Here is a 19,561-nt window from a genome sequence, read left to right as displayed (position 1 = left end):
TTCACTGGCAGAATACCACTGAAGCATGGGACTTCGAACATACAGAGCGGTCGGGCCGGCGGCGGCCCAATCGATCAGGTTTTTGGTGGCGAGAATCGGTGCCCCACTGATTGCGTTCCCTTCGGATTGGGTCCGCGGAATCGTGACGCTGAGTGAAGCAGGAAACGGTCCGACGGTCGCATGGGCCGGCATGGCGTACGATCGGACCAACCTGGCGGAACGGCTGACGCGGAGCACCCCCACGCTCAACAGTGATTCCAGGATTATTCTTTACGGCAACGATGAGCGCTCGCGGGCATTTCTCGTCGAGCAGGTGATGGGCTTGGTAGACGTGGCCCGGCATGAAATCCGTCCGATGCCGCCTCATTTTCGCGGAGCCGAGCGGGAGCGCCTTATCGGTTTCTTCATGGATCCGGACTATATCGCGCTCATTGCCAATCCGTACTGGGTATTGGAGCTTCCGGCGGGCAAAGATGTCTTGGGAACTCTGGGTCGGCAGACTGGGGACAAAGGAGCCACACCCAGCCTCACCCTGCCGCAATTGGCCGCCGTCGGGGCGAGAGAGTAGGGGCAAGAGTCGAACCATGTTGCGCTCACAACTCCGAAGCCAGTTACGGGCCCACGCGCAACAGGCTGCGGCTATGCGCACCCAGGGGTTGATCGTGTTTTCAGTCGGTGGGATGCGGCTTGCGGCAAGAACGGACGAAGTCGGCGGTGTGATGCCCTGGCCGGGATCAAGCCCGGTCCCGAGCGAGACGCCGTTCATCGCGGGTTTGGTTCGGCACCAAAAGGACTGTTTGCCGGTATTCGACCTGGCGGCGAAGTTGCGGCGCCCCATGCCCGAGACAGAACCGTTGTGTTTGATGGCCAAACATGTCGACGGGCCGATCGCGATTCGGATCGATAACGTCGTGCCCGCGCTGCATATGGTGGAGCGTTCCGCCATTCGCTACCAAGTGGGGCCCGATCCCGACATCGCGGGGACCTGTATCGCGGAGGATGAGGAGTTTCCGTTAATCAATCTGACGACGTTGGGGGTTGCCCCCTCTCGCCTGAATCCATGAGACCTGTGCTGAAAGAGGAGTGCCATGCCTAAGATACTGATCGCCGACGACAGCATTGCGGTCCGCAAGGTGGCTGAACGTCTCCTGACCGAGGCGGGAATGGGCGTGACCTTGGCGGCCAACGGATCGGAAGCCTTGGCCATCCTGAGTAAGGATCGACCCGACCTCATCGTGTCCGACGTCATCATGCCGGACAAGAGCGGATATGAAGTCTGTTCCTTCGTGCGGATGCAGCCGAATCTCTCCGAAATACCCGTGCTGCTGATTTCCGGTATCGTCAACGACGAAGTGTCGCGGCAAGCGGAATCCTGTAAGGCTGATGGTGTGCTGAAAAAGCCGTTTCAGGGGACGTCGCTGAAAGACCGCGTTCTTGACCTGTTGGCGAAGCGACAGCCGAAGGCGGCCGCCGCGATGCCGGCGCCTGCCTTGGCCCATGAGCCTGTCGTAGAGGAACCCGTTCGCGCGGCGAGCCAGCCGGACCCGGAGTTGTCCGAACCGACGATCTCGGCCGCGAAGCCGGTATGGGGCGCGCGGGAAGAGGAACCGATCCGTGTCCATGTCGAGCCGGAACCGGAACCCATCAAGTTGGCTGTTACCGAGCCGGAACCTGCTGTGGCGGCGCCCGTTCCTGCGGCGCAATCGATCGAACTCGCGGCCCCTCAGGCCGACCAGGCGCTCGAAGCGGCGATGGCCGAGCGTGCTGCGCGTATCACCGAGTTGGAACAGGAACTCGATCGGGAGCGGCAGGAGGGCGGGCGGCGTCTTCAAGAAGCTCAAGCGGCGCTCGACGAGCAGCGCGCACAGACTTCCGAGCTGCTCGGACGCACGAAGGACTTGGAATCGGGATTGGCGGAGGAACGGGCGCAACGCGCGACGATGGCCGAGCAACTGTCCGAAGCAAGCAGGCAGGCGGAGCGTGTGCCGGAACTCGAGTCCAGCTTGGCGGAAGAACGGCAGCGAGCCGACGAACTGTCGGCCAAGGTTGCGGACAGCGCCAGGCAAGCGTCAAAAATTGTCGAGTTGGAAGCGACGCTATCGGCGGAGCGGGATGCGGCGACTCAGTTGGTGCAGCAGCTCTCCTCACTGGAACAGACGGAACAAAGAGCGAAGGAATTGGACGGCAAGTTGGAAGCCGAGCGCGACCGTTCGGAGGCTTTGATCGGGCGAGTGGCCGACCTCGAGTCCGCCGTTGCCAGAGTGCCCGAGTTGGAAGAAGCGCTGGAGCAGGGCCGCGCGCGATTGGCTGAACTCGAAACGACGTTGGCGACCGAACGGAATACCGCCGCCGCGCTCTTAGCGCAGGTGCAGGATCTTGAGCAGGCCGTGCAGAAGGCCCGTGATCTGGATGCGGTCTTAACCAGCGAGCGCGAGCGGTCGACTCAGTTAGCCAAGCGGGCCAACGAAGCGGAGCAAATGGCGGATCTCTCCAACCGTCGTTTGGAAGACATGGCGCGAAAGCTGGCTGAGATCGCGGGCCTGGCGTCTCAGCTCGGTAGCGGCAAGCGCTAGTCGTCCCGCTCCGACTCCACAACCATCCCCGGCCAGCGCAGAGGAATGCCCGGTGGCGACCGAACCTGAACAGACCGAAGACGATTTTCAAAGAGAACTGATCGACCTGTTCGGGCAGGAAGCGCAGGAGTGGCTTCTCCAGATACATTCGGCGATCACGGAGCTCGAGAGCCAGGCTCCGGCCGACCGCCACGCGCAGTTGGTCGATGTGATCGTGCGAGGCATCACGAGTCTCGGCGGGTCGGCCGCTACGGTCAGCCTCTCGGAAGTGGAACGCACCACCTTCGCGCTGTTGCCTTTCATCGATACCATTAAAGATCGTACGACCGCGACCAAGCAGGATTACGCCACCGTGCGTGGACAGTTCCGATTGGTGGTCGCCTCGGTAACCACTGCGACCGGGTTGGAGCTTGGCTTGGGAGTGGTGGAGAAAGCGGCGCCCCCGCAGGATAAGGCCGCGGATCTCCTGGTCCTTCTAAACTCCTTGCGAGACTTGCACGACCGTGAGGTTGCGGATCACCGCGTGACGCGCAGTCTGATCCCTCACGTCATGCGACGATTGGAACAAGAAGCCAGGCAGGGAAACGGACAAATCGTTTCGAAGGACTACCAGCAGATCCTCGCAGACACTCAGAGCGCGGATGAACAGTACCTTCTCACCGTCCAGCAGGAATTGCCGGCGATCGCCCATTACCTCGGTCGGCTCCGGCAGGAGGGTATGGCTGTCTTGGACTCCAAGCCATCGATGGACGCCACCATCAGGCAGATCGAGTCGCTGCACAACGGCGCCAAGCACGCCAATGCGACCGCCATGGTGACCTTTCTCAACGGATTACAGAGCTTTCTCTCAATCCTGGCACAACGCCGACCGAGCATTGCCGCTCAGCGATTCGAGGCGGTCGAAGGCAAGATCAGAGGCGTGCTTACGTTGGCACAGGAATGGGCCGCATCGGGCCGCAGCGAACGCGAAGCGATGAGCCAGCTGCTCCCGGCCGCCTGATCGACATGATACCGGCATCTCAGTTCTCAGATCCTTCCACAGACGGGGCGGACGTGCATTCAGGTGCGTCGGCCGGCCGGCCTCCACTGCCTGCAGCGGTCCTCATACCGCTCCAAGAATCCGAATTCGCATATGAGCAATACTGGGGATTGCGCTGCCGGCCTTTCGACAACGTGCCCGACCCCCGATTTTACGTCGCCACCCCTGGACATGAGTCGGCGAGGCAGCGACTGCTGTACGGCATTCAGGCTCGGAAGGGCGCGGTCATGCTCACCGGAGAAATCGGTTGCGGTAAGACCTTGCTGAGCCGGGCGTTGGTGCTGAACCTGCCCGAATCCCGGTACGACGTAGCCTTGATCGCAAACCCGTCCTTCTCCTCCAAGGATTTTCTCTGCGAAGTTCTGAGCCAACTGGGGATCTCGGCTGGCGGGTCCAAGGTCCGCCTTCTGCATCGATTGAACGAGCATCTCTTGGCCAATCATCACAAGCAGGTCGATACCGTGATCGTTATCGATGAGGCGCAGGCTATCGAGAGCCGGCGACTCTTCGAGGAGTTGCGGCTCTTGCTCAACTTCCAGACCAACGATGCGTTCCTCGTGACCTTAGTATTGATGGGACAGCCGGAGTTGCGGCAAAAGGTCGATCGCATCCCTCAACTCAGCCAGCGCATCGCCATTCGCTACCACCTGGCCACATTTACCCTTGAAGACACAAGGGCCTATATGAACGCGCGCCTCCTGGTTGCCGGCGCCAGCCGGCCGATTTTCTCCAAGGAGGCAGTCAGTCGGATCCACGAGCAAGGACGGGGGGTGTGCCGACTCATCAACACGCTGTGCGACCTCTGTCTGTTGCTGGGCTCCCTGGGACGGATGTCGGAAATCGACGAGAGCACCGTGCGGGAAGCCGCGAACATCGGATAAACGACCACGGGCGAGGGAACGCATGTCAGGATCGATGGATACGTCGGAACAGGGCTACTATCGCAAAGTCGAATCCGCCTTGATGCGGGTCGCCGGAGCAGTCGAGCAACACCAGCGCATTGATCTGGCCGAGCTCACTCGTCTCGCGGCGGAACTCGTGGATGCCATCCAAGACAACGACCAATTGGTTGTGGAGGCGCTGTCGAGTCCACCCGGTCCACCGCTGGTGACGAACTTGATCAACGTCGGAATCTTGGGGACCAAGGTCGGGATAGGGCTCGGCTACTACGGCTATGAACTTCGCCGCCTCGCGTTGGCCGGCCTGCTCCATGACGTCGGTATCTTTGCCATCCCGCAGCAGTTATTGAGCAAATCCGCCCGGTTGACCACGGAGGAGCGGACGGTGGTGGAGAATCACCCGCGTGTGGGGGCGGAGATCGTCGCGCAGTTCGGGCCCGAATACGCGTGGCTCGGGGAAGTCGTGTTGCAGGCGCATGAGCGGGGCAAGGGGCAAGGTTACCCGAACAAACTGAAGGGGCGGGAAATCAACGAGCTGGCTCAGATCATCGGGTTGGTGGATATCTTCGACGCGCTCGTCAGCCCGCGACCCTATCGCCGCCGCCTGTTGCCGCACGAAGCCGTGCGTGAACTGCTGGTCACCGAACGCACGGCCTTCCCGCGGGAGATCATGAAGGCGTTGGTCGAGCAACTGTCCATCTACCCGTTGGGCACGATCGTGAGATTGAGCGGCGGCGAACAGGGGGTCGTGACCAAGATCAACCCCCGCTATCCGTCACGCCCGTCCGTACGCGTGGACGGAGACGACGCACTCGGCGGTGCGGCTCGAATCCTGGACCTGGCAACGCTTCCGCTGGTATCGATCGTCGAGACCCTCGATCCTCCGGCGGTCGAGCGTGTGTCGTTTGAGTCGTCCGAGAAGCCTGGGGGCGGCGCCCCTCGTTCGAGCGGCAGCGCCACGGATCAATTCTCCGCACTCCTGGAAAGTCTTGATGCGATCGCCGATGTCATTCAGACGGCGGTGGATCGGAAAGAGCCGGATTCGTCCGAGTCGACGGCCGAAACGGCCGTGCAGAATGCGGGCGAAGTGCGGAGGGAGATCCTGGGATTGTTCGCACTTGAAGCACGTGAATGGCTGAATCAGATACAGACGGCTCTCGAGCGCATGGATCGGACCATCGAGCAGCCGCGTCGGGCCAAGCTGGCGAATCTCATGTTGCAGGGTGTGACGAATCTTGCCAGGTCCGCGGCCACCGTCGGGCTCACAGCGCTCGAGGAGATGGCCACCAATCTCTTACCGCTGTTGCAAGCGGCCGGTAAACACGAACGTGCGGTTGCATCTCATCACCTGACGTCGCTTCGCGAGGGGCTGACCCGGATCATGGGATTGGTGCATGAGCTCGGGCCGCGACAGGAAGAGGCGCCGCCCTCGCCGGAAGCAGCGAGCGCGCCATCCGGTGCTCACGAGCCGGCTCCGGTGTCAGTTCCAATGCCGCCGGTCGAGGCCGGCGAGGAGAGTAACGTCCAGGTAGGCGAGCCCGCTCTGGCGACCGCGTTGCCGATTTTGGACGCGCTGCGGCAACTGCACGATGCCCGGGGGCGCTCGGAACAACCGCGCCGCGACGTGCTCGAGACCGTGATCCAGCGGGCGGAGGAAGAGGCGGCGCGCGGGGTTCCCGTCGCAGACGCGCGTGCGATCGGACGGATCTTGAAGGATCTCGATGAGCAGGATGAATATTTTTTGGCGCAAATGGAAGCGCGGGTGCCCGCTCTCGTGGCTACGCTGAGTAACATCCGCAGCGACTCGGAGGGGACGGGGCCGCACCCTCAGGCCCTTGCGTCGGTGCTACAGGACATCGACGGCTTATATAACGCGGCGGATCGGGTCGCCGCTGTGAACATCACGATGTTTCTTCACGGGCTACGGAGCTTTTTGCAGGTGACCACACAGAATCGCCCCGCCGCCGTTGACGAACGACTGGCTGCCGTCCAGGAACGGCTGGCGGCGTTGGTGCCGCTCGCTCGGCAGTGGGTCGACATCGGCAGGCTGGAACGAACGGCGATTTTCGAAATCCTCCCGCTCGCGTGAGTTCCGATGTATCTTGCTGAAATATCAGAATTCATCCCGCCTATTCCTTAGGCAGACCGCTCGAGTCCCTCGTTCATCGCTCGCGAACCACCCTATCCACACGGTTGCGCACAGGCCATCCACAGTTCCTGTGGACAGTGGAAATCGTTTCGGGCGCGCCCACCGGCGGCCCGGTGCGCTGCCACTAGCGATGCGCACTTGAGCAATGGAAACTCCTGATCAGGAGCGGCTATGCTGATGTGCCGGTTCGCATATGCAAGGCTGGAGCGGGAGCACGGCGTTGAGCGCCGCGTCGTCCCAACGCGAGTCACACACGAAACATTCGCGCGCAAGAATGTACGTCGGCCGCTGCGTTCCTTCATGGAAAGGAAAACATCGAGCGCGGCCCCTGCCTTTCTACTTGCGGATCAAGGCTCGATTGTACGACCATGCGGGTCGCGCCGGCACGGCCGGCGAGGCACAACGCGAACGAGGCGGCGCAGGCGGCGAACGATGCCAAAGCTGGTGACATTCAAAGAGACGCTAGGGCAGGCGGAGAAGGCCACGGATTATGTGAAGGCCTATATTCTCTTCCCTGCCGGAATCCTCGGCCTGATTTGCATGGTCGGCGGCACCGGCGCTCTCGGGTATCAGTTGGTCACCACCAATTCCTATACCTGGGCGACCTTCTTTCAAAGCTCCGGTCTCTTATTCCTCGGCGGGTTGTTCGGTTGGGCGCAGACCAAATATCAGCAATGGATTTTGCGGGAGCATCCGGAAGTGTATGCGTACCGAATGCGGCCCGCGTCTACCGGGCGTGAATCGCGCTCAAAACGCCGGGCTACCCCGAGTGCTGCGCCCTCTGCGGGACCAGTCTGGGTGCCGTTGGCCTATCTCGCAGCCACGGGTGTGATCGTGGGCGCCTCGGCGCTCTGCATCGAATACGGCGCCGTGGACACGGTCGGGAGCTACCTGATGCCCTGGGCCGGGTTTTTCTGGGCGAAACTGTTTTTCTGGAGAAGCGTGATCAAGGTTGGGCGTTAGGGGAGAGGCCTACTTCTTCTTCCGCGCCTGTGTTTTCTTGGCCGGCTGCGTGGCCGACTGTTCGATTCTCGCCAGCCGTTCTTCCAACTCACGAATTCGTTGCCGCATCTCCGGGAGCTGGGGAATCACCGCCTGAGCTTTCAGAAACGTCGTATGCGGCATGACCGGTGCGCCGGAGACGATTTGGTTCGGCTCCAGGCTTCTGGTGACTCCGGACTTGGCGGCGATCATGACCTGATCCCCGATCTGCAGGTGATCCGCAATCCCGACTTGACCGCCGACCATGACGTAGCGTCCGAGCGTAGTGCTGCCGGCGATGCCGACCTGGGCGACCAGGATATTATGTTCGCCGACGACGACGTTGTGAGCGATCTGCACCAGGTTGTCGACCTTCGTGCCGCGCTTGATAATGGTATTGCCGAATGTCGCCCGGTCCACGGCGACATTGGCGCCGAGTTCCACATCGTCCTCGAGGATGACGCCGCCCAATTGCGGGATCTTCTGATGCCGGCCTTCGTGCTGGACATAGCCGAACCCGTCGCTGCCGATGACCGTGCCGCTGTGAATGATGACGCGCGCGCCGAGGCGGCAGCCTTCCCGCACCACGACATTCGGGTAGAGTACCGAATCGTCGCCGATGGTCGAATCGTCGCCGACAAACACGCCCGGATAGAGTGTCACCCGCGCGCCGATCGTCACCCGATCGCCCAATGTGACACCGGGCCAGATCGACACGTCTGCGCCGATCGTCACCTGCTCGCCGCGCACAAGTTGGGATGACAGGCCGCGGGACCGCGGACGCCGTACGAACAGTTCCTGCGTGACGCGGGCAAAGGCATAGGCGGGGTTGGCCACCACCACCTGGGGGTTGGCGCAGTCGGCCAGGCGTTGGCGTACGAGCAATGCGCCGATCTTTGTGGTTCGGGCAATCTGTTGAAATCGTTCGGACGCAAGAAAGGCCAAGTCGTTGGGACCGGCCTGCTCGAGGCTGGCGACGCCGGTGACCGTGCCATCCGGAGAGCCGATGAGTTCTCCTCCGGTGATGCGGTGTATTTGTCCGAGGGTGACGGCCGTACGGTCGGTTCCCATCGGGCTACGCCTTCTTTCCCTTGCTCGACCGAGGCGCGGCTTTCTTCGCGGCGACGGGAGCGGGCGGCGTCACGCGGTCTTCGACGTAGGCGATCACCTGACCGACCGTAGTCAGACCGACGAGATCCTGGTCCGGGATCTGTAGATTGAAGGCCTCTTCGATCCGGTATAAAAGTTCGATGACCGCCATCGAATCCAACCCCAAGTCCTCGCGCAGGTGGTGACTCGGCTTGATCGAGGCCGCATCGCGCTTCAGATAATCCGCGAGCGCCGCGAGGATTTTGTCCGATACGTTCGCTGTCTTGGCCATAGCCCGATATTTCACTCCCTCATTGCCGCGTCTCGATTTGGGACTCGCGGCGTCGATCGCTTCGCGCGCTTAGATTTTCTTCAGCACGACGGCGGCGTTGTTGCTTCCGAACCCGAACGCATTCACCATCGCGACCTTCGGTTTCCCCGTCCGCGAATCCCGGGACAAGCCCGCCAAGTGACAGGCCGGGTCCGGATCCTCAAGATTCAGCGTGCCGTGGATGTGGCCGGTCTCCAACGACAGCGCGGCTACGACGCCGGCCAGGGAACCGGCGGCCCCCAAGGTATGACCCACCAGCGATTTAGTCGCGCTCACGGCGAGCTTGTCCGCCTTCGATTTGAAGAGCTGCCGGATGGCTTTCACCTCGACGGCGTCGCCCACGGTGGTCGAGGTGGCGTGGGCGTTGATGTAGTCGACCTGTGCCGGGGTGACGCCCGCATCGTCCAGGGCCAGTCGCATGGTGGTCGCGACCTCCGCTCCGTCCTCGCGCGGAATCACCATGTGATAGGCTTCGCTGGTCGCGGCATAGCCCGCGACTTCCGCGTAGAGCCGGGCTTTGCGCTTCTTGGCGTGAGCCAGCGATTCCAGGATCAAGGCCCCTGCGCCTTCGCCCATCACGAACCCATCGCGGCCCCGATCGAACGGGCGCGAAGCCCGCTGGGGCTGATCGTTATACTTGGTCGAGAGGGCGCGAAGCGAGCAAAAACCGGCGAACACGAGCGGGGTAATGCTGGCGTCCGCGCCGACCACGATGACCGCGTCGGCCGTCCCGGCTCGAATACATTGCAACGCCTGTCCTAAGGCATGGGCGCTGGATGAGCAGGCGGTCGAGATCGTGAGGTTGGGGCCCTTGGCCCCGTACGCCATGGCCACGATGCCGGATGCGCTGTTCAAGGTAATGACGGGAATGAAATTCGGGTGCACGCGGTGGGGGCGTTGTTGTTCGTAGAGCTGCGTGATTTCCCGCTCGCCCATGACCATGCCGCCCATGCCGGCGCCGACGATGACCCCGACACGATGGGCCGGCTCCTTGTCCATGGCCAACCCGGAATCGGCGAGAGCTTCATTGGCCGCGACGAGCGCGAACTGGGCATAGCGGTCGACGCGGTCACCCTGGCCGGCCGGAAGATGCTGATCGGGGGAGAAGTCGCGGATTTGCCCGGCGACCCGGGAACGGTAGCCCTCGAGCGGAAACGGTTCGAAGGACGTGATGGCCGAGATGCCGGAGTGCCCCTCCAGCGCCGCCTTCCAAAATTGCGGCACACCGATGCCGATCGGCGACACGACCCCGAGCCCTGTGATGACAACGCGTGCGGACATAGTCCGGATGCCGCCTCCCTGCGGCCAATCGTTCTTACTTACCGGAAGGCACCGTGACAGTCAATGACGGACCCGCGATCCGCTTGCGGGGCACAGCCGCGCCGCTCAATAGCGGACCTTCAACATCAGATAACAGCCGAATGTCAGAAAGACGAGATTGGCCATCCAGCCGGCCAGCATCGGCGACAGCGCGCCGCCTCGCCCGAGGGCGACCGCGACCGAGTGGGCCGACCAATAGAAAAACCCGACCGCCATCGCCTGGCCGATCCCCATCGCCATTCCACTGCCGCGTACGCCGGTGCGGCGCAGGCTGAGCGCGATGCCGACCAACACCATGATCAGGGTCACAAAGGGAAACGCCAGCCTGGCATAGTAGTCGGTAATCAGCCGAGGCATGGTTGTCCCGTTTTGCTGCAGCCGGTCGACATAGCCGCGGATGTCTTTCAACGTCATCGTTTCGGAGTCCAATTCCAGCCAGGTGGTGAAGTCGTCGGGAATCTGTGCGAGCGGCAGCGGTTCAACGGCAAACGAGTTGACCGAGAGGGTGCCGTCCTGGTGAAAGACCCGGCGGTTGCCGTCATGCAGCGTCCAGCCGCTCGGGCCATACACGGCGCGGCGGGCCTCGGTGATCTCCTCGAGTTGAAAGGCTGGGGTGAGGTGAAAGACCCGTACGTCGCGCAGGACCGTCCCGCCCGGCTCGATACTGTCGATGTTCATCAGCGTTTGCGCACCCAGGCGTACCCATGGCTGCGGAGCCTTCAAAGAAACGGGAGCGGTGCGCTTTTCAATCTTGGTCGCCTTGATCGAGTCCGCTTCCGCCAGCGACAGCGGAATCACGATGGAGCTGAACAACAATAAGATTAGGGCGAGCACCGTCCCGAGAAATAGGAACGGGGAGGTAATCCAGTAGAGGCTGATGCCGCAGGCCCGCATCGCCGTGATCTCGTGACTGCGGGACAACAGCCCGATCGTCAGCAACGTGGCCATCAGCACCGCCAAGGGGGCGATCTGATACGAAATCGCCGGCATCTTCAGGACGAAATAGGCAAGCACGTCCAGTGCATGGGCGTCGTAGCGCAGGAACCGCCGCACCTTTTCGAAGAAGTCGATGACCAGATACACGGTCATGAGCCCCGAAAAGCACATCGAAAAAATCTTGAGATATTCGCGCAGCAGGTATCGAAACAGAATGGTCATCATGTTACTGGCGGCTCATGCGATAAAACCAAATGACCGTCACGATCGCAAAGACCAGGTTCGGGAGCCAAGCCCCGGCGAAAGGCGGGATCAGGAGCGTCGTCACGAGAAACTCGCAGGCGACGTTGAGCACGTAGTACGCGATCACCACGATCACGCCGACCGCAAACCCGCCGATGCGACCGGAGCGTTTCGATACGATGCCCACCGGCACGCCGAGAATGCAGAACACCAACGAGGCGGTGGGAAACGCCAGGTCTTTGTAATATTCCATCAAGCGCCGGAGCGCGGCGGTATCGGTCCAACCGGACTGATCCAATTTGGCGCGAATCACCTCGACCGGGGTCCGCTCCTCGGCCCCGTAGAGGCTGGTACTCAAGCTGAGCTTGAGATCGTACGTCGCAAACGAAATCTTCTGGTACTGCTCCGCGTCCTGCGGCTGGCTATGAATGACCCCGTTCGTCAATCGCAAGGCCACTTGGCTTGTCGCGGGATCGGTCATCACGAGGTACTGTTGCGCCACGATGATGCGAGGATCGGCTGCGTTCCGCTCGTCGGAGACGAAGATCCCCTTGCCGGTTCCGCCGCCTTGCGCATCAGGGACGTAAATCACCATTTTCGGGATGGCTTCGTTGAAGACGCCCTTGTCGAGCTCGAGCACGAGTTCGTCACGCAGCAGGTTCAGCGCGACCTTTTTCAGATTGACGTTGCTCCAGGGCTGTCCCCATTGGGCCAGGACCATCGTCATGCCGCAGACGAGCGCGGCAAAGAGGAAGACGGGCCGTGAGAGCCGGAGCAGGCTGAGTCCGGCGGCCCGCATGGCGACGAGCTCCTTGTCGAAGGACAGGCGCCCGAAGGCCGTAATCGACGCGATGATGCCGGCGATCGGCAGCGTCAGGACGAGGAACGACGGCAGCAGGTGCGCGAAGACCTTGAGCACGGAGAGGAACCCCACGCCCTTGGTCACCAGCAATTCCACCAGGCGTAACAGCTCCTTCGTGAGCATGACGAAGCAGAGGGCGCCCAGGCTGATGCTGAACGGGGAGAGGAGTTCGCGAAAAATGTAGCGATCGAGGATGGTGTGCAGCACGAAGGTCGTCGCGGTCCGAGTTGAGTGCACTATAGAAGAGTCGGTAGGGCTTGTAAACAGACCGGACGCCCGTTTGCGAAACTATCTGCTTGACAAGTTTTGCGGATGCATGGTACATGGCTGCGCACTTTTCAGCAGGTCATGATGGGTCGGCTTGTTTATCGACTTAACGCCCCGCAGGAGCCTCTCGCGCTCGCCTCTCCGTATTCCTTTTCTCTTGCCATCATTGTCGGTGATTCGGCAGCCGGGTGGGCGTGTTCTGCGTATGTGCGTTAAGGAAAGGAGGACTGTGTGAAGACCAAAGGAACGGTGAAGTGGTTCAATGACCGAAAGGGATTCGGTTTTATCCGACTCGACAGCGGGGAGGACGTGTTCGTCCATTACTCGGCTCTGCAGGGTGACGGATTCAAGACTCTGAAGGAAGGCGAGAACGTGGAGTTCGATATTGTTCAGGGAGCCAAAGGGCCGCAGGCGGCGAACGTACTCAAGATGTTGATCACCGCATCCTAAGATCTTCTCAGCCGACTCACGGCGACCTCCTCCATCGGAACGGGGAGGTCGCTGCGTGCTCCCTCCTCAAACCGGTTGTACATTCTCATTCTCCCCCGCGGAGCTTTTTCCCATTTGTTTGACAAAGATTTGGCAGACTGTTAGCGTTTAACCTCACAGTCCGAGTGGGGGACAGTCGTGCCCGTCGACCGCCGAACAGTCCTGCAAAACGCCCAATTGTTCGCGTCAAAAGGTCAGTTTGACGCGGCCATCGCCGAATGGAAGAAGCTCACGGCTGACTCTCCGGCCGACGGCAGCATCTTCAACTCCATCGGGGATCTTCAACTCAAGCGCAACGCCACCAGCGAAGCCATCACCGCGTTTTTGCAAGCCGCCGCCGCGTTTCGGACCGAAGGGTCCACGCTCAAAGCCATCGCCGCCTATAAGAAGATTCTGAAGGTCGACCCGTCCCGCTACGATATCTACCGGCATCTGGGAGATCTCAACGCCGAGCGCGGGCTCTTGAGCAGCGCCGTGCAGGATTACCTCACGCTCGGGAAACACTATCTCAAGGAAGGGCGGACCAAAGAAGCCCTGGATGTCTACCGCAAGATCGTCTCGCAGGATCCCTCGAACCTGGATGCGCAACGCAAAGTCGCCGAACTCTGTGTCCAGGAAAACTTGGGTGACGAGGCGGTGCGTGTGTATCTGCAGCTGGGCCGTGAACGTTCCGCGCAGAATCGGTACGACGAAGCCAAAGACGCCTACCTCGCCGTGCTCAAGCTCGATCCTCAGAACGCAGAGGCTCGGGAAATCATCGACATGCTCCAGCGGGGGGGCGGGGACGCGCCGTTGAACCTGGCGAAGGCTGCAAAGCCGGCTGCGGCTCAGGCCAAGACCGGTGAGGGAACCGATCTCCTGTCCGAAGCCACGAGGCGCATCGACGAGGGCCAATACGCCGGGGCCGAGGCCATGCTCACGCAGTTGCTCAGCCGTGAACCCGGCAACCCTCAGATTTGCCAATTGTTGGCGCGATTGCATTTGTTGCAGGGCAACGTGCAAGTGGCTCTGGGCGAGTATCGGTTCCTCGCCGGCGCTGCGCTGCGCGCGCAGGACTACCCGTTGGCCGAGTCATTGATCACGGAATTCTTGAAAGTGGAGCCGAATTCGGTCCCGATACTGGAGCTGTTCGGCGAACTGTTTGAAGAGCGGGGTGACGGAGCGACGGCGGCTCACCATTTCGGCCGGGCGGTCGAAATTCTTCTGGAGCATCCGGAGCCGGGCATGCCGACCTTACCTGCCGAGCTCTACGAAAAGATTCAGGCCTTGGCGCCGGGCAGCGCGATTGCCCGCAAGTTGGCGCCGTCCTTCGATCCGACGGCCACCGTAGAACCGCCGGCCGAGACGCCGGCAGCAGCCGTCAGTGAGATTCCCGCGCCTGCCCCGGAGCCCGTCAACGCGGAGCAGGCCCCGAAGCTCGAGCCTGAGGTGCCGTTCCGGTTCATTGACCCGCTTCCCGGTGCAGCTGTCTCGGCAAAGCCTGTCGCCACGCAATCCACCGCATCGCCGCAACCCAAGGCTGATTCCGTGCCGCCTGCACCGGTGGTATCCCCTCCGCCGGTGATGGCCGAGGCGGCTCCAGCGCCTGCTTCCGCCCCGCCGGTGGCACCGCCTGCGCCTCCCGCTGTCGAGATGATCGATTCGGAGACGCGCTACTCGCTTGGGATGGCTTACAAGGACATGGGCTTGCTCGACGAGGCCAAAGAAGAATTCTTGCTGTCGATGAAGGACTCAGGCTATTTCGTCGATTCCTGTTTGATGATGGCGCTGTGCCTGAAAGAGCAGGGCCAATCGGATCAGGCTATTCAGCTCCTCGAGAAGCTGCTCGGGGATTCACGCTGTCGCGGGGGCAACGCGCAGATCGTGCGGTATGAACTCGGGCTGCTCTACGAGAAGGTCGGGTCGGTCGATCGAGCGATCGGCGTGTACCAGGCCATTCCGGCGTTCCACGACGTCCCTCAGCGCCTGGAGGCCCTCCGCAGCAACGGGTCGAACGGCGCATCCCATCCGCTCCCCAATCCCGCGCAAGGAGCCGCCCGCCCCGCGGGACGGTGACCAGCGACTCCCACGTATCTCGTGAAGCGTATTTCGTCGCCTTCGGGCGTTTGGCGCTTCACCCGTCACGAGCCACGCGCGTATCCCACGCGATTCGGCGCCGGTCGGCCAGCCAGCACCGCTGCGATATTCTCCAGACAGATCATGCCCATCTTGATCCTGGTTGCCAGGGTGGCCGAGCCCAGGTGGGGGAGCAGCACGACTTGCGGCAGATGACGCAGGCCCGGATCGATCGCTGGTTCCTGCTCGAAGACGTCCAGGCCAGCCCCTGCGATGGTGTGGGCTCGTAAGGCTGTCACCAGAGCCGATTCATCGACGACCGGCCCGCGGCTCGTGTTGATCAGGAATGCCGACGACTTCATGACGGCCAGTTCTTTGGCGCCGATCACATGACGTGTCTCTGCGGTGAGCGGTACGTGCAGTGAAAGGAAATCCGCCTCAGGCAGCAGATCGCCCAGCGTTCGCGGTTCCCATTCCTGCGGGATGCCGGGTTGCGGCCGGCGAGCCACGTAACGGACACGCATTCCGAATCCAATCGCCCGTCGCGCGACGGCTTGCCCGATGCGCCCGAGTCCGACGATCCCCAGCACGCCGCCCGAGACATCGGTCCCCAGCAGCTGTGTGGGCGCCCAGCCGGTCCAGGCGCCGCTCCTGACGAGCCCATCGCCTTCCGTCACCCGGCGTGCGACCGCCAAGATGAGGGCCCAGGTCAAATCGGCCGTCGCGTCGGTGAGGACGTCGGGTGTGTTGCTGACGACGATGTGACGGCGCGCCGCGGAGGCGAGATCGATGTTGTTATAGCCGACGGCATAGTTTGCGAGGATCTTCAGCCGGGGAGCGTCGGCGAGCAGTTCGTCATCGACTTTATCCGTGAGGAGGCAGACGGCGGCGTCGGCTTCACGGAGCCCGTTCGCGAGCGCGTCTCGCGTCGGCTGGTCGTCGCCTGGCTCCCGGATCAACTCGTAGCGTTCGCGCGCTGCTCGCATGACGGCGTCGGGGAGTCGGCGTGAGATATAGAGACGAGGACGACTCATTGGTTTCCCTCGGGGCTGATGGCGTATAGCCTATAGCATATGGTCTGAGATCCGGAAAGGACCACGTCGGCTGTCTGTGCCAGAGGCTCTTCGATTCAGTGGCGGTCGTTTTCGTCATCCTGTTAGAATGCGGCCGATCGTAACCACATCATGACGCTCGTTCTTCCTGATAAATCCACGTCGGTCGTGCGGGACCTTCGCCAATTGCTGGGTTCCTCCAAAGTGCAGAACGATTTCCCGACGCTTACCGCCTATGCGGTCGACGCCAGCATCTATCGCATGACGCCGCAAGCCGTCGTGCTGGCCGAATGCGAAGACGACATCGAAGCCACCATCCGGTTTGCCGCCGCGAGGGGCATCCCGGTGACGCCCCGTGCCGCCGGGACGAATCTCACGGGCTCCGCCATCGGGGTCGGGGTGGTCGTCGACGTTTCGAAGCTCAATCGTATCCTCGAGGTGAATGAAGCGGAGCGTTGGGCGCGTGTCCAGCCCGGTATCGTGCTGGCCGAACTCAACAAGCAGCTGGCCTCGCGTCGGCTTCTGTTCGGTCCCGACCCCTCGAGCGGGGACATGTGCAAACTCGGCGGGATGTTGGCCAACAATTCGGCCGGCCCGCACACATTGGTCTATGGAGCGGTGAAGGACAATGTGTCGGCGGTGCGGATCTGCCTCCCGTCCGGTTCCTGGCTCGACGCCTCGGCACTGCGTCTTGCCGACCCGGCGTGCGAGCGCATGCTGTCAGAGCATTCCGCCCTCAAACCCCTCTTGCAACTCATCAGCGAGCACCAGGCGCTGATCGATTCCAAGCGGCCGTTGGTGAGCAAGAACAGTTGCGGATACAACCTCTTTGGTCTGGCCGAAGGGCTGAGCCGGGGTGTCCTCGACTTGCCCAAACTGTTCGTCGGCAGCGAGGGGACGCTGGGCATCATGAGCGAGGCCAAGCTCACGCTGGTTCCGAAACCGCAGGGCACCCTCACCGCGCTGATCCACTTTAAGCATCTCGAGGAAGTCGGCGAGGCGATTCCGCATCTCTTGCGGTTGCGTCCCAGCGCGCTCGAAGTCATGGATGCCAACACGCTGGACCTGATCGGCCGCAGCAAACACGGCATCCCGGCCGATGCCGCCGCGACATTATTGGCCGAGCTCGATACGCTCGACGAGTCGTCCGACCTGCGCGAGCGCGCCGACCGGATGTCCGCCGCCTGCCGCCAGTACCGTCTCTGCGGCGAGCTCACGGTGGCCTACGACAAGGAGCAGCGGGATCAACTGTGGAAAGCCCGGAAGGCGCTGTACCCGACGCTCTATCGCTTCGATCCGCACAAGAAGCCGATCAACTTCGTGGATGACGTCGTGGTGCCGGCAGAGCGGATCAGCGAATTGATCCGGTACCTTGAGGAATATTTTCACGGTCGTCGCGTGCCGGTCGCGATTTTCGGACATATCGGCAACGGCAACGCGCACATCGTGCCGCTCCTGGACGTCAACAACCGGCAAGACTTCGACAAGATGGTGGAGGCCTACCATGAGATCCACCAGGCGGTGCTCGGCCGGTTCGGCGGATCGATCTGCGGGGAACACGGCGACGGGCGCGTGCGGGCCGAGTATGTCCGCAAGATGTTCGGCGAGGAGCTGTATGACCTGTTCGTGCGGGTCAAACAGGCCTTCGATCCGGGCAATATCATGAACCCCGGCGTCAAGATCAGCGACGCGCCCTTCACGCAGCATATCGACTACACCAGGCTCTCGAAGTCTTGCGCTACCTGCGCCAAATGCAATTCGGTCTGCCCGGTCTATGACGTCTTTCAGTCGGAGGATATGAGCAGCCGCGGCTGGTTCGAGGTCGTGACTTCGAAGGACTACAGTTATCTCAATTCCCAGCGGGTGGTGGAGGCCTGTCTCAACTGCAAATCCTGTCGAACGATCTGTCCGGCGGGCGTCGACGTCTCGGAGTTGATCCTGCGGCGCCGCGCGGAGCAGCCCAATCAAGGGACTCGGTGGCTGTTCGACCTGCAGCGGAGGCTTCCGATATTTGAAGCGATACTTAAGGTGTTAGGCAAGACGCAATGGCTGTGGGACCGAGGGCCGTCCCGGAGGTTGCTGGAGCGAATGGCCATGCCCTTGCTGCGGCGCATCGCGCCGACCGCCGCGTTTCCGGCCGATCTGCGGCTGCCCCGGCTGGCGTCGCGCCGGCTCCAGGAGCGCTATCCGGAACTCACTCGGAGGCAGGGGGAGACCGGAACGGGGCGGGTGGCCTACTTTCATGGCTGTGCCGCGAAGTACTTCGACGATGGGGTGGGAGATGCGGTGATCGCCGTCCTCCGCAAGCACGGGGTGGAGCCGGCGCTGCCGCCGCAGCGGTGTTCCGGGACCCCCATCGAAACCTACGGCCACATGGACATCGTCCGCGAACACGCCCGCTTCAACCTGCAATCGTTGGCGGCTTACGACAAGGTCGTGACCGGCTGCGCGTCCTGTACGCTCATGCTCAAGGATTACTCGAAGTTATTTGACGATCAAGAGATCAAAACAGCGGCCGAGGAATTGAAGCGCAAGGTGGTGCATATCGCCGAGTTCGTCGCGCAGTCGGAGAACAAGCCGCCGTTAGGGGCGGCGATGGATGGCCAACGCCGCATCACGTACCATTCGTCCTGTCATCTGCGGGCCGCGGGCGTCACGAAGGAGCCGCGTGAGGTGCTGTCCGGACTTCCCGACACCGAGTTCGTCGAGATGACGGATGCCGATCGTTGCGCCGGTGGGGCGGGGACGTATATCGTGAAGAATTACGAGACCTCGCAGCGGATCTTCGAGCGGAAGCGGCGCAATATCGAGCAGACGGGGGCCGATACGGTGGCGACCAGTTGTCCCGCCTGCATGATTCAATTGAATAACGGTCTCCAGGGAACGGTGGCGGTGAAACATATTGCCCAGGTTCTGCAGGAGGCGTACGAAGCCGGTGAGCGCCACTCGGCGGAAGGTAAAGGATCGTCGGCATGACGTTTCGCAAAGTGGATCTTGTTTTCGTGGGGCTGGCCGTCGCGGTGGTGGGTGGGGTGGCGCTTCTGCCGAGTCCGCGGGATCGTAATCCCAAGGTGCCGGCGACCGCGGAGCATCAGGCCATCAAGGATGAGAAGGATTGCCTGCAGTGCCATCAACCGGGAGCTGTTCGCCCCATGCCCACGCAGCATCCGAAGCGACAGGACTGTCTGCATTGCCACGCAAGGGCGCAATCGTAATCCGCAAACGGCCCGATGGCGCCCGGCAGGAAGCACAACCGTCCTTCTTTCTGCTATAAGC

At 62.1% G+C, this 19,561-nt stretch carries 17 protein-coding genes; 11 read left to right on the top strand and 6 right to left on the bottom strand.

Annotated elements, in window-relative coordinates:
• The first annotated feature begins 25 nt into the window (after window positions 1–25).
• The 7 genes from KF814_01280 (at window position 26) to KF814_01250 (ending at window position 7,623) form a co-directional block, all read left to right on the top strand.
• Entirely contained in the window at window positions 26–568 is a 543-nt protein-coding gene (locus tag KF814_01280; protein MBX3234758.1) for a hypothetical protein, read from the top strand.
• A 16-nt stretch (window positions 569–584) separates the two neighbouring features.
• The gene (locus KF814_01275) at window positions 585–1,064 is read left to right on the top strand and encodes a chemotaxis protein CheW (GenBank protein ID MBX3234757.1); all 480 of its coding nucleotides are present in this window, start codon (window positions 585–587) and stop codon (window positions 1,062–1,064) included.
• A 24-nt stretch (window positions 1,065–1,088) separates the two neighbouring features.
• Window positions 1,089–2,573, top strand: a complete 1,485-nt coding sequence (locus KF814_01270; protein ID MBX3234756.1) for a response regulator — start codon at window positions 1,089–1,091, stop codon at window positions 2,571–2,573.
• A 52-nt stretch (window positions 2,574–2,625) separates the two neighbouring features.
• Window positions 2,626–3,573: a hypothetical protein gene (locus KF814_01265; GenBank protein MBX3234755.1), complete on the top strand. Its 948-nt coding sequence runs from the start codon at window positions 2,626–2,628 to the stop codon at window positions 3,571–3,573.
• A 173-nt stretch (window positions 3,574–3,746) separates the two neighbouring features.
• On the top strand, window positions 3,747–4,493 hold the full coding sequence (locus KF814_01260; GenBank protein MBX3234754.1) for an AAA family ATPase: 747 nt from the start codon (window positions 3,747–3,749) through the stop codon (window positions 4,491–4,493).
• A 22-nt stretch (window positions 4,494–4,515) separates the two neighbouring features.
• The gene (locus KF814_01255; GenBank protein ID MBX3234753.1) at window positions 4,516–6,600 is read left to right on the top strand and encodes an HD domain-containing protein; all 2,085 of its coding nucleotides are present in this window, start codon (window positions 4,516–4,518) and stop codon (window positions 6,598–6,600) included.
• Between the two features lie 492 nt (window positions 6,601–7,092).
• The gene (locus KF814_01250; GenBank protein MBX3234752.1) at window positions 7,093–7,623 is read left to right on the top strand and encodes a hypothetical protein; all 531 of its coding nucleotides are present in this window, start codon (window positions 7,093–7,095) and stop codon (window positions 7,621–7,623) included.
• A gap of 9 nt (window positions 7,624–7,632) precedes the next feature.
• Here the strand turns inward: KF814_01250 and lpxD are convergent, their stop codons facing one another.
• The 5 genes from lpxD to lptF form a co-directional block, all read right to left on the bottom strand.
• Window positions 7,633–8,712 carry a UDP-3-O-(3-hydroxymyristoyl)glucosamine N-acyltransferase gene (gene lpxD, locus KF814_01245; GenBank protein MBX3234751.1) on the bottom strand — a complete coding sequence of 360 codons (1,080 nt, stop codon included), beginning with the start codon at window positions 8,710–8,712 and terminating at the stop codon, window positions 7,633–7,635.
• 4 nt (window positions 8,713–8,716) lie between these two features.
• Window positions 8,717–9,022: a hypothetical protein gene (locus KF814_01240; protein ID MBX3234750.1), complete on the bottom strand. Its 306-nt coding sequence runs from the start codon at window positions 9,020–9,022 to the stop codon at window positions 8,717–8,719.
• A gap of 69 nt (window positions 9,023–9,091) precedes the next feature.
• The gene (gene fabF / locus KF814_01235) at window positions 9,092–10,342 is read right to left on the bottom strand and encodes a beta-ketoacyl-ACP synthase II (GenBank protein ID MBX3234749.1); all 1,251 of its coding nucleotides are present in this window, start codon (window positions 10,340–10,342) and stop codon (window positions 9,092–9,094) included.
• A gap of 105 nt (window positions 10,343–10,447) precedes the next feature.
• Window positions 10,448–11,542 carry an LPS export ABC transporter permease LptG gene (gene lptG, locus KF814_01230; protein ID MBX3234748.1) on the bottom strand — a complete coding sequence of 365 codons (1,095 nt, stop codon included), beginning with the start codon at window positions 11,540–11,542 and terminating at the stop codon, window positions 10,448–10,450.
• A 1-nt stretch (window position 11,543) separates the two neighbouring features.
• The gene (gene lptF, locus KF814_01225) at window positions 11,544–12,629 is read right to left on the bottom strand and encodes an LPS export ABC transporter permease LptF (protein ID MBX3234747.1); all 1,086 of its coding nucleotides are present in this window, start codon (window positions 12,627–12,629) and stop codon (window positions 11,544–11,546) included.
• Window positions 12,630–12,920: 291 nt separating this feature from the next.
• Here lptF and KF814_01220 point away from each other — a divergent pair, with 291 nt between their 5' ends.
• Together KF814_01220 and KF814_01215 are read left to right on the top strand one after the other, a co-directional pair.
• Complete coding sequence (locus KF814_01220; GenBank protein MBX3234746.1) at window positions 12,921–13,139, top strand: cold shock domain-containing protein; 219 nt, start codon at window positions 12,921–12,923, stop codon at window positions 13,137–13,139.
• A 177-nt stretch (window positions 13,140–13,316) separates the two neighbouring features.
• Window positions 13,317–15,233: a tetratricopeptide repeat protein gene (locus KF814_01215; protein ID MBX3234745.1), complete on the top strand. Its 1,917-nt coding sequence runs from the start codon at window positions 13,317–13,319 to the stop codon at window positions 15,231–15,233.
• Window positions 15,234–15,298: 65 nt separating this feature from the next.
• On the opposite strand, the gene KF814_01210 is transcribed toward KF814_01215, so the two are convergent.
• A complete protein-coding gene (locus tag KF814_01210; protein MBX3234744.1) occupies window positions 15,299–16,267 on the bottom strand; it encodes a D-glycerate dehydrogenase in 969 nt (322 codons plus the stop codon).
• A 150-nt stretch (window positions 16,268–16,417) separates the two neighbouring features.
• Between KF814_01210 and KF814_01205 the strand changes: the two genes are divergently transcribed.
• Window positions 16,418–19,261 carry an FAD-binding oxidoreductase gene (locus tag KF814_01205; protein MBX3234743.1) on the top strand — a complete coding sequence of 948 codons (2,844 nt, stop codon included), beginning with the start codon at window positions 16,418–16,420 and terminating at the stop codon, window positions 19,259–19,261.
• A complete protein-coding gene (locus KF814_01200) occupies window positions 19,258–19,500 on the top strand; it encodes a hypothetical protein (protein MBX3234742.1) in 243 nt (80 codons plus the stop codon). The genes KF814_01205 and KF814_01200 overlap by 4 nt, the downstream gene beginning before the upstream one ends.
• The last annotated feature ends 61 nt before the right edge of the window (window positions 19,501–19,561 follow it).

It is taken from the genome of Nitrospiraceae bacterium, assembly GCA_019637075.1.
GTDB lineage: Bacteria > Nitrospirota > Nitrospiria > Nitrospirales > Nitrospiraceae > JAHBWI01.
Note: the sequence above shows the minus strand (reverse complement) of the source record. Positions and strands in the feature narration are given on the sequence as shown.